Origin of the sequence: Enterococcus sp. 3G1_DIV0629 (genome assembly GCF_002141285.1) — a bacterium.
Taxonomy (GTDB): Bacteria; Bacillota; Bacilli; order Lactobacillales; family Enterococcaceae; genus Enterococcus_B; species Enterococcus_B lactis.
In genome coordinates this window covers 1,095,257-1,110,522 of sequence record NZ_NGLI01000001.1, presented here as the reverse complement: position 1 = coordinate 1,110,522, position 15,266 = coordinate 1,095,257, and the positions used below count along the sequence as shown (strand labels likewise).

Below are 15,266 nucleotides of genomic sequence, written 5' to 3'. Positions count from 1 at the left end.
TAATTGATTCATTCAATTGGATGTTTGGAGGAATAGGGAATGAAAGAAAAAGAGTTTTTACAAGAAGTAAAAGAAATCAATCTTCTACAACAAGCTTTAGGAATCCTCGATTGGGATACACAAACAGGTATGCCAGAAAAAGCTAGTGCATACCGGAGTGAAGTAGATAGCTATCTTTACAGTATTTATTTTTCAAAAAAGATCGGTCCAAAAATTAAAGAAGCCATTCGCTATTTTTCTGAACATCCGGAAGAATTATCGGAAGTCGGAACGTCCGTTTTTGACAAAGTAAAAGAAGAGTATGATTTAGAATATCGCGTACCGGAAGATCTCATGAGAAAATATACAGCTGCTGTTTCTTCCGCTCATGGTCAATGGCAAAAAGCTAGAGAAACACAACAGTTTTCTGATTTTCAAGAAGCATTGGACCAAAATATCGAATTGACAAAACAATTGATACCTTATTGGAAAAAAGAAGAAAAGACAGATTATGATGTTTTGCTGAACCAATATGAACCTGGGATGACTGTTGAAATCCTCGATAAGGTATTTGATCAACTCAAAGAAGGAATTCTTACGATCCGCCGTACGCTCCAAGAAAAAGGGACGGAACCTGAAACAGACTTCTTAAATCGGAGAATGACAAAGGAACAACAGAAGAGATTTGTAGTAAAAGTGATCGAACAACTTGGTTATGATTTTAGTCGTGGTCGTCTAGATGACACTGTCCACCCATTCATGACTGGAATCAATCCAAATGATGCACGGATCACGACACGCTGGAACGAAACAGATTTCAAAATGGCTGTTTTTGGAGTGATCCACGAGGCTGGTCATGGAATGTATGAACAAGACATCGATGATAAATATGCTTATACACCGGTTTATCAAGGTACATCAATGGGTATTCATGAATCACAATCGTTGTTTAATGAGATCATTGTGGGAAGTAGTCGCAGCTTCTGGAAAAAGCAATATCCTTTCTTCCAGGAATGTGCAGAAGGAACATTCGATGATATTCCTTTTGACAAGTTTTATCGTTCATTGAAACATACACAATCAAGTTTGGTTCGTATCGAGGCAGACAGCTTGACTTACCCTCTCCATGTCATCATTCGTTATGAAATCGAAAAAATGATTTTCAATGAAGGGGTAGATGTTGCTGAATTACCTGAAATATGGAATAAAAAATATGAAGAGTATCTGGGAATACGACCAACAAATGATGTGGAAGGGATCTTACAAGACGTTCATTGGTCAGGTGCAAGCTTTGGTTATTTTCCATCTTATGCATTGGGGTACATGTATGCGGCACAATTACTTCATTCATTGCAGCAAGAAATAGATGTGGAAAATGTTCTAGCGTCAGATGATTACTCTCCAATCAAAAATTGGATGTCAGAGCATATCCATCAATATGGTGCATCTAGAAAGCCAAATCAATTGATTATGGATGCAACGCATGAATCACTTAATCCACAATATCTGATCGATTACATGAGAGAGCTATATTTCAATGTATATCAGGTAAAATAAAACCTATTTATAAAGATAGCTGGAATTCATCTAATCGATTAGATGTTTTCAGCTATTTACTTAAGAAAGAAGTGGACTGGATGGATAAATTACAAGTAATCGCTGATTATAGCATGGAACAATTAGCACATGATCAAACGGGACATGGAAGCGACCATACCAAAAGAGTCGTCAAGCTAGCAGAGAGAATTTTGGATACGGAACCGCAGGCAGACCGTTTTGTGACGCTTGCAGCAGCTTACCTACATGATACGATTGATGATAAAGTCGTTAAAGATGAGAACGAAGCAAAGCAACAGCTTCGTGTATTTCTTCGCACTTTGCCAATCACAGAGGAACAGATTTCAATGATTTTTGCCATTATCGAAAATATGTCCTTTTCTAAAAATCTCTCTGAAGCAGTCGAACTATCTTTGGAAGGGAAGATCGTTCAAGATGCTGATCGTATCGAAGCGTTAGGAGCAATCGGCATTTTGCGAACTGCTTATTTCGGTGGAGGACATGGACACCCGATTTTTGATTCTGAACTGTATCCACAAACATTCAAGGACAAAAAAAATTACCGAAAAGGCACGACAGTGATCAATCATTTTTATGAAAAACTGTTCTTGTTGCCTGATAAAATGAACACTGATTACGGATACAAAGAAGCCAAACGTAGAGAAGGCTTTATGCGTGAATTTTTAGAAGAATTTTTTCTAGAGTGGTCTATTGACGATCCATCTTTCACACCAGACAATTGGATCAAAAATAACAAAAAATGATGGAGCTTGTGACCGAGGAGTTGGTGGGAGAACACCGTTTATTCGGAAGAAGGGATTGTGATAAGATATTTGTCACAGTCCTTTTTTCAAATTCTACATGGATATTTTGTGAAAAAATGATCAGATAATAAGATTAAAAATTGCTGATAAACAAAGATGAAAGCTTTTTGCTTATTTTTTTATTTTTTATTGGTCTATGCGATAAATAGTTTAAAAAATCAGAATATACTTGATTTTGTCTAGCTAGCTTCTATCAATGGTTTTGCTGTGTTTTTCTTTCTATGTAAATCAAAATATCGCCATTATTTAAAAGTTAATTCTTCATACTATACAAGTTCTTCTAAAATAAAAAGATGCAGTAAATAAAAAATATGGTTAAATAACTCTCATAATTGATGTAAGCGTTATCAAAAATGTGGCATACTTGCTTCGTAGATGAATGACACGATATATGTTTGGTATGTTCTGCAAGACAGATGAATATGGAGGTGGAGGTCATGTCTTCCAAAGAGTTAACGATGTATTTGGAGAAAGAATTGGAGCAACTGAAAGAAAAGGGATTGTACAACACGATCGATGTACTAGAAAGTGAAAACGGTGCTTGTATCATCGTAGACGGAAAAAAGATGATCAATCTGGCATCCAACAATTACCTCGGGTTTGCCAATCGCAAAGAATTGAAAAAAGCATGTATTGAAGCAACTGAAACTTATGGCGTAGGAGCAGGTGCAGTCCGAACGATCAATGGTTCGCTGAAGATCCATCAACAATTAGAAGAAAAAATCGCAGAATTCAAAGGGACAGAAGCTGCAATCGCCTTTCAATCTGGATTCAACTGTAATATGGGCGCTATCTCTGCAGTAATGACAAAAGAAGATGCTATCTTATCGGATGAATTAAACCATGCATCTATCATTGATGGCTGCCGTTTATCCGGAGCAACAATCATCCGAGTTAAACATCAAGATATGGAAGACCTTGAGAATAAAGCGAAGGAAGCCGTAGAAAGTAAGAAATATAAAAAAATCATGTATATCACAGATGGGGTTTTCTCCATGGATGGAGACATTGCACGATTGCCGGAAATCATCCCAATCGCCGAAAAATATGGACTCATCACTTATGTAGATGATGCGCACGGCTCAGGTGTAACTGGAAAAGGTGCAGGAACCGTCAAACATTTTGGATTAAGCGATAAAATTGATATGCAAATGGGTACGTTATCGAAAGCTGTAGGTGTTGTTGGGGGCTATGTTGCTGGTTCAAAAACACTGATTGACTGGTTGAAAGCTAGAAGCCGGCCATTTCTATTTTCTACCTCGCTAACTCCTGGAGCAGCTGCATCTGCATTGGCTTCAATCTCTTTGATGCAGGAACATCCGGAACTTGTCGAAAAAGTTTGGGAAAATGCTAATTATTTTAAAGAAGAATTGAAAAAAGTCGGCTATAACATCGGTGTGTCTGAAACACCTATCACTCCAGTTATTTTAGGAGATGAAAAAGTGACTCAGACTTTCTCTAAGAAACTGATCGAACATGGGATTTATGCTAAACCAATCGTTTATCCAACTGTTCCTCTGGGGACAGGCAGAATCAGAAATATGCCGACTGCGGAACATACAAAGGAAATGCTTGATGAAGCAGTAGCGGTTTATCAAAAAATAGGAAAAGAAATGGAAATTATTTAACTAAATTTAGTTTTTTCGCCTATTTAAAATTAGAGAACATGTTCACGCATATATTGTTAATCATCTGAAGATAGTAGTAAAAAAGATCAGGGAGGATCATCATGAAAAAAGTATTGGTGACAGGATGTTTAGGACAAATTGGTTCAGAGTTGATCACACGGCTACGTCAAGAACTAGGCAGTGAAAATGTCATTGCGACAGATATACGCATGCCTGAAGTCATTGAGAAAAACGATATTTTTGAGATCCTAGATGTAATGGATTACGAAAAAATGCGCAGCATAGCAGAACAATATCAAGTGGACACATTGATTCATTTGGCTGCTCTTTTGTCAGCTGTTGCAGAAGCAAAACCACAATTAGCCTGGGATTTGAACATGACTGGGCTGGTCAATGCATTGGAAGTCGCTAGAGAATTCCAGCTGAAATTTTTTACGCCAAGTTCAATCGGCGCGTTTGGTCCAAATACTCCAAAAGATCATACCCCACAAGATACTCTTCAGCGTCCTACAACCATGTATGGGGTAACGAAGGTAGCTGGAGAACTACTATGTGATTATTATTATGTGAAGTATGGCGTAGATACTCGTGGTGTCCGTTTCCCTGGATTGATTTCTTATGCAACCTTGCCAGGAGGCGGTACGACAGACTACGCAGTCGATATTTATTATTCAGCAATCAAAGAAGGAAAGTACACTAGTTTCATTGATCAAGGTACATCAATGGATATGATGTATATGCCAGATGCAATCGATGCCATTATAAAGCTCATGAACGCAGACCCTAATCGACTAGTTCATCGAAATGCTTTTAATATATCGGCAATGTCTTTTGAGCCTGAAGAAATTAAAGCATCTATTCAAAAAATCATACCAGATTTTGAAATGGATTACGATGTGGATCCTGTGCGTCAATCGATAGCAGAATCTTGGCCAAACTCACTAGATGTTTCTTGTGCGCAAGAGGAATGGGACTTTTCGCCAAAATACGATTTAGATGCAATGACAAAGGATATGTTGGAAAAACTGAGAGAAAAATTAGCAGAGACGGTATAAAGCAAGAACCATAGCCAAAAAGGTTTCTATACTTTTTGGCTATGGTATGGAAGGAGGTAAGTAATGGAAGAATATCAAGCCACGCCAGTAAAGGAAGTAAAAACGGAAAATGAATTGAAGCGTACGATGGGTTTTTTCACTGCTTTATCGACTGTTATGGGTACAGTAATCGGTGCAGGGGTGTTTTTCAAAGCCGCAAGCGTAGCAGAAGTAACAGGTACCGTCAGTTTGCATATGTTTTCCTGGTTTCTAGGTGGTGTGATCTCTGTTTGTGCAGGACTGACAGGAGCTGAATTGGCAGCGGCTATTCCTGAAACAGGCGGGATGATCAAATATATCGAACGGATTTACGGAAATACAGCAGCATTTTTACTTGGCTGGGCTCAAGTCGTGATTTATTTTCCAGCAAATGTAGCAGCCTTGTCGATCATTTTCGGTACACAGTTCGTCAATTTATTCGATCTTTCCCAATCGATGATTGTTCCTGTAGCTGTTACAGCTGCTGTATCGATCATGCTGATCAATTTTTTAGGTTCTAAAGCTGGAGGAGCTTTTCAGTCGATTACGCTTGTCTGCAAACTCATTCCTTTGTTTGTGATCGTTATTTTCGGTTTATTCCGACAAGAAGGAGTAGACTTCCAACTGTTTCCGATCCAAGAAGGAGAAAACCTTTCATTTTTCTCTGCCTTGGGAGCTGGCTTGCTAGCAACGATGTTCGCATACGACGGTTGGATACACGTAGGAAATATTTCGGGAGAATTGAAAAAGCCGGCGAAAGATTTGCCAAAAGCAATTTCTTTAGGAATCATCGGAATCATGATCGTTTATTTATTAGTAAATGCGGTGTTCTTAAGAACCGCATCTATCGACGGAGTCGTAGGAAACAGCAATGCGGCAAGTGATGTTGCAAAAATGATTTTTGGCGGCTTTGGTGGAAGACTGGTCACAATTGGTATCTTGATTTCTGTTTATGGAACTATCAATGGCTATACCCTTACTGGAATGCGTCTCCCTTATGTTATGGCAAAAGAAAACAACCTGCCTTTTAGCAAGCTCTTTGCTAAACTTCATGATAAAACTAAAGTTCCTGTAGCCGCAGGTATCTTAGAGCTAGTCATCGCTATTGGCATGATGATGATCGGTGGTTTTGATACACTAACGGATATGCTGATCTTTGTCATTTGGATTTTTTATACGATGGTCTTTGTAGGTGTCATTCTTCTTCGTAAAAAAGAACCTGATCTGATTCGACCATATAAAGTTCCAATGTATCCGTTTATCCCATTAGTAGCAATCATTGGAGGAACCTTTATTGTATCAAGCACACTTATCACTCAAACTTTTTTAGCTTCGATGGGGATCGCATTGACACTTGCCGGTATCCCGTTTTACCTTTATTTGAAACGTAGATAGCTAAAAATGATTCGAAATACATTGGAAACAAATTTTCTGCTAAACAAACTATTTTATGGGAATGAGTAATACACGGAAGAAATAACAGAAGCACTCATTCATTTAGATTACGTTCTGTCTACGACGAAATAGCAAAATAACAGGCAGAAATCGGTTGAACCCGATTTCTGCCTGTTATTTTGTTTTGCGTAAGAGAAATATTCGGCGTACACCGCGATAAATATTCAATAAAACCAAGCAACCAGAAATGAAAATGGGAAGCCAAATCAGATAGACAGGGTAGCCAATCATTTTAGACAAAGCATGTGGAGTCATTTTATCCATTTCAAGAAGCGCTTGCTGCCAAGTCTGAAGATTGAAGACTAGCATGAAACCCGAAATAATCAGGAGAATAAATCCTAAATAATGAATGGTAGTTCTTTTTCTTACATAAGCGATCGTAGCATAAAGGAACAGTAAAAAAATAGGTACGCCAAAAACAAAGTACATATTCAGCATCTCGACACCCCCTTTGAGTTTATCTTACTTTACTTTGAAAGAAATGAGAAATAATAGCCTCGTTACTTGCTTGAAACAGCAAAGGACTGCTAAGATAAGGGAGATACAAAGAATCAAGGAGGAGTCATATGGCAAGTTATATCGAACCGATTCGTTTTGCGCTGATTGTTTTTCCATTTTTAGCCTTAGCGATTTCATCTGTTTTTTTTATTTATGAATATCGAAAGTATGGAACATTTCTAGTAACAAGGGCAGTTATTTTGTATTCCTTTGTTTTTTATTTACTGTGTGCATACTTTCTGGTGATCTTACCACTTCCGGCAAAGGAGACGGTTGCCCAAATGACAGGGCCAAAGATGGAGCTGCATTTATTTGCTTCATGGCAACATTTCAGAGACAACACGGTATTGGTCTTGTCTGAACCTAGTACCTATCTGCCGGCGATGAAGCAGAGTGTATTTTTGGAACCAGCTTTTAATGTTTTATTACTCATACCATTTGGCATTTATTTAAGATATTATTTCCGGCTTTCTTTTATGAAAACGATGATTGCTAGTTTCTGTCTATCGCTATTTTTTGAGCTGACACAGTTAAGTGGACTTTATTTTATCTACCCAAGACCATACCGTTTATTTGATGTGAATGATTTAGTGACAAATACATTGGGTGGGATCATTGGTTTTGTCGTTACGCCGTTATTTACATTTATGCTTCCTACGAGAAGACGGATGGATGAACTTTCTTATGAAAAAGGGAAGAGTGTCTCGTTGACACGACGTTTAGTCGCTTATTTGATCGACTGGACATTTTTATCTATTGTCAATTTTATCGCAGCGATTTTCTTTAAACTTGCGTTTGATTCAGGGACAGTTACTTCTCATATCTGGTGGCTTTTATTGGAAGTAGGGCTATACTTTATGATTGTACCGTTTATAACCAATGGATGGACACTTGGGAAAAAAATTGTACGCATCCGCTTGGTGGAGCAAGACCGCGAGCGAATTTCTTTGAAAGCATTGATCATCCGCTACGGGTATCTATATTTTCTTTTTTATGGTTTAAGCTGGTTGGGGCAGTTGCTTCAGCAAATCATGAATTCGACAACGAATACGGTGTTGCAGATGAGTGCAGTATTCATTTCTCTCGGTGTCTTGTTACTGCAAGGTATTTTTATTTTAAATATCTTGCTATCATTTTTGAGAAAAAAACGGATTCTGTTTTATGAAAAAGCTAGTCACACGTATACTGTTAGCACGATTGCTCAAACAAAGGATGATGATTCTCGAAATTAGCTGAGCAAAAATACTTTGTCTATGTTATAATGCCAAAGTCGTGATAATTTAAAGAGAAGAGGTGCACGAATGAATAATTTTGATATGTTCCGCTTCAAACCATTTATCAATGAAGCGTTAGCCGCAAAGGGCTTCAAACAGCCCACAGAGGTCCAGGAACGTTTGATTCCTTTAATTAAAAAAGGAAAAAATATCATTGGGCAATCTCAAACTGGTACAGGAAAAACACATACGTTTTTGTTGCCGTTGTTTGAAAAAATTAATGCAGATAAAGAGGAAGTACAAGTTGTTATTACAGCTCCAAGTAGAGAACTGGCTGCACAAATTTATGAAGCAGCTACACAAATCGCTAAATTTTCTACACCGGAGATCCGTGTTTCGAATTTTGTCGGGGGGACAGACAAACAGCGTCAGTTAAACCGTCTGCACCATCAGCAGCCGCAGGTCGTAGTAGGCACGCCTGGTAGAATATTAGACATGATGAATGAACAAGCGCTGAAGATTCACACAGCATTTGCATTTGTTGTTGATGAAGCGGATATGACATTAGATATGGGTTTTTTAAATGAAGTAGACCAAATTGCAAGTCGGTTACCAGAAAAATTGCAGTTCTTAGTCTTTTCTGCCACTATTCCAGAAAAACTGCGTCCATTCTTGCGAAAATATATGGAGAATCCAATCATTGAAGAAATCAAGCCGAAAGCAGTTATCTCTGAAGATATCGAAAATTGGCTGATCTCAACAAAAGGTAAAGATGAGAATCAAATGATTTATCAACTGCTGACGATTGGTCATCCTTATTTAGCAATCGTATTTGCCAATACAAAACAGCATGTGGATGAAATTGCTGATTATTTGAAAAACCAAGGATTGAAAGTAGCAAAGATTCACGGGGACATCACACCAAGAGAGAGAAAACGAGTGATGCGACAAGTACAGAATCTGGAGTATCAATATGTTGTAGCGACTGATTTAGCTGCTAGAGGAATTGATATTGAAGGTGTTTCTCATGTTATCAATGCTGAAATCCCAGAAGATCTGGACTTCTTTATCCATCGTGTCGGACGTACTGGACGTAATGGTTTAAAAGGAACGGCCATTACGTTGTATTCACCAAACGATGAACAAGCCATTGATGCGATCGAGAAATTAGGCGTCTCGTTTGAACCAAAAGAAATCAAAAATGGTGAAATCGTTAAAACATATGATCGTAATAGACGTACCAAACGAGAAAAATCAAAGGATGTATTAGACCCAACTCTGATTGGACTTGTGAAGAAGAAAAAGAAAAAGATCAAGCCTGGTTATAAGAAAAAAATCGATTGGGCAATTGCAGAAAAAAATAAAAAAGAACGTAAAATCGAACGCAGACAGCAAAGTCGTACTGCTCGTAAAAATAAGAAAAATTCGCATAAATAAAAAACAAGAGGTTGTGACAGAAGGCGTGTCACAATCTCTTGTTTTTAAGCTAGACTTTTTTCCATTCCGATACAAAGTACTTCATCTTCAATAAAAGGTTCTGTGCAAGTATGATACCCTTGTTTTTCATAGAAATCTACAGCCGTCATTTCAGCTACTACATAACTAGTCTGACAACCTTCTGAAACCGCCCGTTTTTCCGCAGCTTCAAGCAACTGACCGCCTAACCCTTTTCCTCGGTATTCTTTTGCTACGCAAAAGCGTTCTGGCTTGAAGCAAGTAGGTGTTTTCTTTTCATAACGCAATGTGGCTACTGGTCTTTTTTGATCAAGAAATAGATAATAGTTTTGTTGCGGGATATCTTTTCCGTCGAATTCTAGTTCTGCAGGAATCCCTTGTTCTAATACAAAAACTTGATATCTCAAAAAGCAGCTAGCTGCGCGGATCCATTCATCTGCGCCAACTATTTTTTTCATTATATTCCTCCTCATCATGAATAACTGAGATGTATTGATTTCTTTATCCTTATCGTACCAAAAAATATGGAATATGACCAAAGGAAATAAAAATAGGCAATTGAGATATTGACAGTGATTGACAGAATGCGTATACTTATTAAAGTACGAAAAGGACATGATTTGTTTTTTTAAGACTCACAGAAAATTCTTTCTTGGCTGAAAAAAGAATAGTCACTAATCAAATTGCTCCCTTTTTCTATTTTGGTAGAAATACCGACGCAGCTCAGCGTTATCGAGTTTAAGAGGTAATGATTACACATCATTGCAATCAAGGTGGTACCGCGAGTTTTCGTCCTTGGCTGTGATGGTGTTTTTTTGTATTTAATTTATAGAAAGCAGGTAATGACATGAAACAATTAAGTAGTGCACAAGTTCGACAAATGTTTCTTGATTTCTTCCAATCTAAAGGACATACAATTGAACCTAGTGCGTCTTTGATCCCCGTGAACGATCCAACCTTATTGTGGATCAACTCTGGTGTTGCAACATTGAAAAAATATTTTGATGGTTCAGTTGTACCAGAAAATCCAAGAATCACGAATGCCCAAAAATCTATTCGAACAAATGATATCGAAAATGTCGGTAAAACAGCACGTCACCATACGATGTTTGAGATGCTGGGTAATTTTTCTATTGGTGACTATTTCAAAAATGAAGCCATCCACTGGGCATGGGAATTTTTGACTGATCCAAAATGGATGGCATTCGATCCGGAAAAACTTTATGTAACAGTTTATCCAAAAGATACAGAAGCAAAACGTATCTGGCATGAAGAAGTCGGTCTGCCGTTAGATCACATTATTGATGTAGAAGACAACTTCTGGGATATCGGTGCAGGCCCATGTGGACCGGATACAGAAATTTTCTATGATCGAGGAGAAGCTTATAACGATTTAGCAGAAGATGATCCTGAAAACTATCCAGGAGGAGAAAATGAACGTTATTTAGAAATCTGGAACTTGGTATTTTCAGAATTCAACCATAAACCTGATAATACATTTGAACCACTTCCTCATAAAAACATTGATACGGGCATGGGATTAGAACGTATGGTCTCAATCGTTCAAGATGCGCCAACGAACTTTGAGACAGATTTGTTTATGCCTATTATCCACGCCGTAGAAAAGCTAAGCAAACAAGTAAAATATGGTGAAAACCCAGTAACAGATATTTCTTACAAAGTAATCGCAGATCATATTCGCGCTCTTTCATTTGCTATTGGCGACGGTGCATTACCATCGAATGAAGGAAGAGGGTATGTCTTACGCCGTTTGCTTCGTCGTGCGGTCATGCATGGGAAAAAATTAGGTATTGAACAAGCATTCTTATATCGTTTAGTCCCTGTCGTTGGGGAAATCATGGTAAGTTATTATCCTGAAGTACTTCAACAAAAAGAATTTATTGAAAAAGTTATCCGTACAGAAGAAGAACGTTTCAATGAAACGATCAATGAAGGTTTGGAAATCTTGAATCAAGTGATCCAAGAAGTGAAAAACGAAAACGGTACGACTCTAGCAGGAAAAGACATCTTCAAACTATACGACACATATGGCTTCCCAGTAGAATTAACGGAAGAGGTGGCAGAAGATGAAGGACTGAAAGTTGATCATGCTGGTTTTGAAAAAGAAATGGACGCACAACGTGAACGTGCTCGTTCTGCCCGTAGCACAGAAAAATCAATGGGTGTACAATCTGCTTTATTGACAGATATCAAAGTAGAAAGTAAATTCATCGGATATACGGAGCAAGAATCAGATAGTCAATTATTGGTCATCGTAAAAGGCGAATCTCTTCTGAATGAAATCGCAGAAGGTGAAGCCCAAATGATCTTTGACCAAACACCTTTTTATGCAGAAATGGGTGGGCAAGTAGCAGACCAAGGTTGGATCATGGATGAAGCAGGAGAAATCGTTGCAGTTGTTACAGATGTTCAAAAAGCGCCTAATGGTCAATTTATGCACACAGTAGAAGTAAAAGCACCAATGAGCGAAGGACAAACCTATCATCTATTGATCGATCAATCGATGCGCAATCGTATCATCAAAAACCATACAGCAACCCATCTACTGCACAAAGCATTGAAAGAAGTACTTGGCGAGCATGCAAATCAAGCTGGTTCTTTAGTCGCTCCTGGACATTTACGATTCGACTTTACCCACTTTGGTCAAATCACTTCAGATGAATTAGCTGAAATGGAAAGAATCGTCAACGAAAAAATCTGGGAAGCTATCCCAGTTGAAACAATTGAAACAGATATCGATACAGCCAAAAATATGGGTGCAATGGCTTTGTTTGGTGAAAAATACGGACATGACGTTCGCGTAGTAAATATTGGCGGTTGGTCAATCGAACTGTGCGGAGGCACACATGTAGCAAACACAGAAAATATCGGAATCTTCAAAATCGTTTCTGAATCAGGAATTGGTGCAGGCGTGCGACGAATCGAGGCTGTAACAAGCAAAGAAGCGTACGAACTACTTGAAGAAGAAGAAAAACAACTAAAACAAGTAGCAACAATTGTTAAATCACCTCAATTGAAGGAAGTTGTTTCAAAAACGGAACAATTGCAACAGCAAGTAAGAGAGCTACAAAAGGAAAATGAACAATTAGCTAGCAAGTTAGCGAATCAACAAGCCGGTGATGTATTCAAGGATCCAGAAACGATCAATGGAAAAACAATTATTGCAGCACAAGTAAAAGTGAAAGACATGAATCAGCTGCGTCAATTAGCTGACCAATGGAAACAAAAAAATATCTCAGACATTCTTGTTTTAGCAAACGAACAAGAAGGAAAAGTCAGTCTGCTAGCGGCAATGACGAAAGAATCAAATGAAGCTGGACTAAAAGCTGGCGACTTGATTAAAGCAATCGCACCGAAAGTAGGCGGTGGCGGTGGTGGACGTCCAGATATGGCACAAGCTGGTGGGAAAAATCCTGCTGGTATTCCAGATGCACTTAAAGCTGCGAAAGAATGGCTTGCGCAACAATAGACCGTTTATGTTTGATAGAAAAAACCAACTGTTCAATCATTGAACGAAACACGATCATGGGGGCGAAGACAAATAGTCTTGCCCTCATACTTTTTTCGATGGAATAGAAGAGCGCATCTAATCAAATGGTCGATTTCGGATGGTCTTTAGTTGACGAAAGTGACAGAAATTTTTACGATTAGTATAAATAAAAAGGGGTGAAAAAAATGAATAGCAGAAATAAAACCTTTCGACTAGTCTTACGTGCTATCTTATTAGCAATCATCATCGTACAAGCTATGGTACCTTGGCTTGGCTTTATTCCATTAGGGTTCATCAGTTTAACGATTATTCATATTACAGTAATTATTGCCGCAGTAGTATTGGGTCCAAAAGATGGTATGGTAATTGGCCTGTTTTGGGGAATTGCTACAATTGTCCGTGCCTACGCCATGCCGACAACGCCATTTGATACATTGGTATTCACGAACCCGATTATTTCGGTAGTTCCCAGAGTGCTTGTTGGCTTAGTAGCTGGTTTGGTTTTCCACTGGATTTATCAAAAAAATAAATCAATAATGATCAGCTCGGTCTTTGCAGGGGTATTAGGTTCATTGGTCAATACAGTCTTAGTGTTAGGATTCATGGGATTATTTTATACAGGTGCAACGGCAGATGCCTATGGTGTAGATTCTGCTCTTTTATTTAAAACCTTAGCTGGAGTTGCAGCAATCAATGGGATACCCGAAGCAATAGGTGCGGGAATCATAACACCATTACTAGCAAAAGCCTTATTTGCAGCAACACCATTAAAACCAGATTAATGGCCATCTTTGAGTGAATAATAGGACGCATGATAGATAGAAAAAGGAAGAGAGGAGAGGAAAAGAATTGTCCTCTCCATCTTTTTACCTGAGCAACAAGCAAACTAGAAGGGGTAAAAAACTTGGTTAAGAAACAAGAAGAAAAAAAGAAACAAATACTGCAACAGCGGACAAAAAAAGGAGTACTAGCTGGCATATTAGGATTGGTTACGAATCTGATCTTGTTTGTCTCTAAGCTAATGATCGGGCTTTTTTCAGGGAGTGTCTCCATTATGGCTGATGCAGTGAATAGTCTATCAGACACTGCTTCATCCATATTGACTTTGATTGGATTTAAAATTGCTGCAAAGCCAGCGGATCAGGAACATCCTTATGGACATGAACGTTTCGAATATATCAGTGGGTTATTTGTTTCAATCATCATTACTTATGTAGGATTTCAATTTTTAGAGTCATCCGTTGAAAAAATCATCCATCCAGAAAATGTCTCTTTAGCACCCATCGTCTTTTTTGTCCTGATCATTTCCATCTTTTTGAAATTTGCACAAGGAAAAATGTATCAGGTTATTGCACGATCCATTGATTCTGAAACATTGAGAGCTACAGCAACAGATAGTTATAATGATGTCTTTACTACACTGGCTGTATTGCTTTCAGCAGCAATCGAATGGGTAACTGGATGGCGTATCGATGGATATATCGGTTTTGCTTTAGCATTATATATCCTTTATAGTGGATTGACGATGCTTCGGAATTTTGTATATGAACTATTAGGTAGTCGTCCAACGTCAGCAGAGATTGAAGAAATGGAAGAGCACTTGAATGCCTGCGACGATATACTTGGCTATCATGATTTGCTGGTGCATAACTATGGACCCAATAAACGCTTTGCATCAGTCCACATCGAAGTAGATGAATCAATGAATTTGAATGAAGCACATAAGATTATTGATCTGATAGAAAAAGACTTTAAAAAGTCTTTGGACGTGGAACTTGTCTGTCACTTGGACCCAATGCCTGTTGATAACGAAAAATACTATAATATCTTGCATCAATTAAAGCAAATTCTTCTTGAAACAGGTAGAGGGCTCGATATACATGATTTTAGAGTCATCCATCAAGGGAAAACGCTGCAGTTTGATGTAGTTGTTCCTGAAAAATTCCAATTTGATGATACAGAACTCGAAAGAATCTTACGTATTCAAATAGAAGAGAAAATCGGAGATTATCATTTGGAAATCACGTTTGATCACAATTATCTTTTGTATTAAAGATAAGATACTAAAAAGA

At 38.2% G+C, this 15,266-nt stretch carries 12 protein-coding genes; 10 read left to right on the top strand and 2 right to left on the bottom strand.

Annotation, left to right across the window (positions count from 1 at the left end; genetic code table 11):
* Positions 1-39: 39 nt before the first annotated feature.
* The 5 genes from A5816_RS05650 to A5816_RS05630 all read left to right on the top strand — a co-directional run bounded on the left by A5816_RS05650 (position 40) and on the right by A5816_RS05630 (position 6,456).
* On the top strand, positions 40-1,536 hold the full coding sequence (locus tag A5816_RS05650; protein ID WP_086310926.1) for a carboxypeptidase M32: 1,497 nt from the start codon (positions 40-42) through the stop codon (positions 1,534-1,536).
* An 80-nt stretch (positions 1,537-1,616) separates the two neighbouring features.
* Positions 1,617-2,300, top strand: a complete 684-nt coding sequence (locus A5816_RS05645) for an HD domain-containing protein (protein ID WP_002372396.1) — start codon at positions 1,617-1,619, stop codon at positions 2,298-2,300.
* Positions 2,301-2,797: 497 nt separating this feature from the next.
* The gene (locus tag A5816_RS05640) at positions 2,798-3,988 is read left to right on the top strand and encodes a glycine C-acetyltransferase (RefSeq protein ID WP_025478246.1); all 1,191 of its coding nucleotides are present in this window, start codon (positions 2,798-2,800) and stop codon (positions 3,986-3,988) included.
* A gap of 101 nt (positions 3,989-4,089) precedes the next feature.
* Positions 4,090-5,043 carry an L-threonine 3-dehydrogenase gene (locus A5816_RS05635; protein WP_002372400.1) on the top strand — a complete coding sequence of 318 codons (954 nt, stop codon included), beginning with the start codon at positions 4,090-4,092 and terminating at the stop codon, positions 5,041-5,043.
* A 63-nt stretch (positions 5,044-5,106) separates the two neighbouring features.
* A complete protein-coding gene (locus tag A5816_RS05630) occupies positions 5,107-6,456 on the top strand; it encodes an APC family permease (protein WP_086310925.1) in 1,350 nt (449 codons plus the stop codon).
* A gap of 174 nt (positions 6,457-6,630) precedes the next feature.
* On the opposite strand, the gene A5816_RS05625 is transcribed toward A5816_RS05630, so the two are convergent.
* Positions 6,631-6,954, bottom strand: a complete 324-nt coding sequence (locus A5816_RS05625; RefSeq protein WP_002329178.1) for a hypothetical protein — start codon at positions 6,952-6,954, stop codon at positions 6,631-6,633.
* Between the two features lie 128 nt (positions 6,955-7,082).
* On the opposite strand from A5816_RS05625, the gene A5816_RS05620 reads away from it, so the two are divergent.
* Positions 7,083-8,246 (top strand): VanZ family protein, encoded by a 1,164-nt coding sequence (locus A5816_RS05620; protein ID WP_086310924.1) that lies wholly within the window; start codon positions 7,083-7,085, stop codon positions 8,244-8,246.
* Positions 8,247-8,315: 69 nt separating this feature from the next.
* Positions 8,316-9,665, top strand: a complete 1,350-nt coding sequence (locus A5816_RS05615) for a DEAD/DEAH box helicase (RefSeq protein ID WP_086310923.1) — start codon at positions 8,316-8,318, stop codon at positions 9,663-9,665.
* Positions 9,666-9,709: 44 nt separating this feature from the next.
* On the opposite strand, the gene A5816_RS05610 is transcribed toward A5816_RS05615, so the two are convergent.
* Positions 9,710-10,141 carry a GNAT family N-acetyltransferase gene (locus A5816_RS05610; RefSeq protein ID WP_010732656.1) on the bottom strand — a complete coding sequence of 144 codons (432 nt, stop codon included), beginning with the start codon at positions 10,139-10,141 and terminating at the stop codon, positions 9,710-9,712.
* A 389-nt stretch (positions 10,142-10,530) separates the two neighbouring features.
* On the opposite strand from A5816_RS05610, the gene alaS reads away from it, so the two are divergent.
* The 3 genes from alaS (at position 10,531) to A5816_RS05595 (ending at position 15,247) form a co-directional block, all read left to right on the top strand.
* Positions 10,531-13,173, top strand: a complete 2,643-nt coding sequence (gene alaS, locus A5816_RS05605; protein WP_086310922.1) for an alanine--tRNA ligase — start codon at positions 10,531-10,533, stop codon at positions 13,171-13,173.
* Positions 13,174-13,379: 206 nt separating this feature from the next.
* The gene (locus A5816_RS05600) at positions 13,380-13,976 is read left to right on the top strand and encodes an ECF transporter S component (RefSeq protein WP_086310921.1); all 597 of its coding nucleotides are present in this window, start codon (positions 13,380-13,382) and stop codon (positions 13,974-13,976) included.
* 122 nt (positions 13,977-14,098) lie between these two features.
* Entirely contained in the window at positions 14,099-15,247 is a 1,149-nt protein-coding gene (locus A5816_RS05595; protein WP_002372416.1) for a cation diffusion facilitator family transporter, read from the top strand.
* Positions 15,248-15,266: the final 19 nt, after the last annotated feature.

Coding starts and splice junctions, on each gene's coding strand:
- A5816_RS05610 (WP_010732656.1), bottom strand. CDS start 10,141: ATGAAAAAAATAGTTGGCGCAGATGAATGGATCCGCGCAGCTAGCTGC.
- A5816_RS05620 (WP_086310924.1), top strand. CDS start 7,083: ATGGCAAGTTATATCGAACCGATTCGTTTTGCGCTGATTGTTTTTCCA.
- A5816_RS05625 (WP_002329178.1), bottom strand. CDS start 6,954: ATGCTGAATATGTACTTTGTTTTTGGCGTACCTATTTTTTTACTGTTC.
- A5816_RS05640 (WP_025478246.1), top strand. CDS start 2,798: ATGTCTTCCAAAGAGTTAACGATGTATTTGGAGAAAGAATTGGAGCAA.
- A5816_RS05650 (WP_086310926.1), top strand. CDS start 40: ATGAAAGAAAAAGAGTTTTTACAAGAAGTAAAAGAAATCAATCTTCTA.
- A5816_RS05615 (WP_086310923.1), top strand. CDS start 8,316: ATGAATAATTTTGATATGTTCCGCTTCAAACCATTTATCAATGAAGCG.
- alaS (WP_086310922.1), top strand. CDS start 10,531: ATGAAACAATTAAGTAGTGCACAAGTTCGACAAATGTTTCTTGATTTC.
- A5816_RS05645 (WP_002372396.1), top strand. CDS start 1,617: ATGGATAAATTACAAGTAATCGCTGATTATAGCATGGAACAATTAGCA.
- A5816_RS05600 (WP_086310921.1), top strand. CDS start 13,380: ATGAATAGCAGAAATAAAACCTTTCGACTAGTCTTACGTGCTATCTTA.
- A5816_RS05630 (WP_086310925.1), top strand. CDS start 5,107: ATGGAAGAATATCAAGCCACGCCAGTAAAGGAAGTAAAAACGGAAAAT.
- A5816_RS05635 (WP_002372400.1), top strand. CDS start 4,090: ATGAAAAAAGTATTGGTGACAGGATGTTTAGGACAAATTGGTTCAGAG.